We start from the raw sequence: 1606 nt of genomic DNA on the forward strand, positions 1-1606 counted from the left end.
CCCGCCCCGGGGCGGGTGACGCATGCAACACGCCCAGGGTTCATGTCGTCACACTTTTTTCACACCGGTTGAACAGCGCCACACCCCCCTCCGTATGTACGAGTGGCCCGCGCTCCCCCGCGCGGGCCACCCACGCATGACGGGCCCGGAACCTCCCCGCCGGGCCCGCCGCACCCGGAGGTTCCATGGCCGACAACGTCACCTCGTTGTTCCGCAGCACCGCAGCGCACAGCCCCTCGATGGCTGCGCTGGCTCGGGAGAGCGACGGGGCCGGCCCGGTGGACTTCTGCATTCCGTGCAATCCGTATTTCCCCACCCCCGCCATGTTCGAGGACATGGCGACGCGGCTGCGCGAGATCATCACGTACTACCCGAGCAGCGCCGACACCATCACGGCCGAACTGTGCAGCCTGCTCCAGCTCCCGCCGCAGTGCGTGGCGATGGGCAACGGCTCGACGGAACTCATCACCTGGATCGACCACTTGCTGGTCCGTGAGTCCCTCGCCGTCCCCGTCCCCACCTTCGGCCGCTGGACCGACCAGCCCATGGAGACCGGCAAGCGGGTCGACATGTTCCCGCTCCAGGAGTCCGGCGGCTTCGCCCTCGACCTCGCCCAGTACGCCGAGTTCATCCGCGCGCGGGGCACCAAGGTCGCGGTGATCTGCAACCCCAACAACCCCGACGGCGGCTTCCTGCACAAGCACGCGGTCGTGCAGTTCATGGACGCGATGGCCGACCTGGACCTGGTGGTGATCGACGAGTCGTTCCTGGAGTTCGCCGACGCCGAGGTGGAACCGTCGGTGGTGCAGGAGGCGATGCTGCGCCCCAACGTCATCGTCCTGCGCAGCCTCGGCAAGAACTTCGGTCTGCACGGCATCCGGTTCGGCTATCTCGTCGCCAACCCCGCGCTCGCCGGCCGCGTCCGCTCGATGCTGCCCAAGTGGAACCTCAACTCCTTCGCCGAGCACGTGGTGTTCATGCTGAAGGAGCACGGCACCGAGTACCAGCAGAGCCTCCACCAGGTGCGCCGCGACCGGATGGACATGTCCGGCCAGCTCTCCTCACTGCCCGGTCTGACGGTCTACCCGTCCCAGGGCAACTTCCTCTTCGTGCGCCTCCCCGTGGGCGCCGAAGGCACCGTGGTCCGGGACCGCATGCTCACCGAGCATCGGCTCCTGGTCCGCGAGTGCGGCAACAAGATCGGCTCGTCCAGCCGCTTCCTGCGTCTCGTGGTACGTCCGCAGGTGGACGTACGTCGCCTGGTGTCCGGCCTGGAACAGGTGCTCTACGGGACCTCCAGGAGGGGAGCCGCCGTGCCCGAGCAGGCCACAGGGACCGGCTACAGCTCGGGCACGGCGGCGATAGACCGCCTGTTCAGCGAGACCAACGGCGCCGGTACCCAGGGCCTCGCCGCCCAGGCCATCGGCGCCGGTACAGGGGCGCCGGGTCTCCCCGCCGCTCCGGCCGCCGGCATCGGCATGCCGCTCCCCGCCGTCCCGTCCCCGGTTCCGGTGGGCACGGACGGCGGGATGCCCATGCCGGCGGCAGCCTCGTCGGGGCCGCAGCAGATGCCCCAGCAGGCGCCACAGCCCCTGCAGCCCCCACC

The 1606-nt window shown here is 69.8% G+C and carries 1 protein-coding gene; it reads left to right on the forward strand.

The window, feature by feature from the left end; all coding sequences use genetic code 11:
• Nucleotides 1-185: 185 nt before the first annotated feature.
• Nucleotides 186-1606 (forward strand): pyridoxal phosphate-dependent aminotransferase (locus AOK11_RS37825; protein ID WP_055598140.1); only part of this gene is annotated, 1421 nt, incomplete at its 3' end.

Source organism: Streptomyces hirsutus, from assembly GCF_001418415.1.
Classification (GTDB): domain Bacteria; phylum Actinomycetota; class Actinomycetes; order Streptomycetales; family Streptomycetaceae; genus Streptomyces; species Streptomyces hirsutus.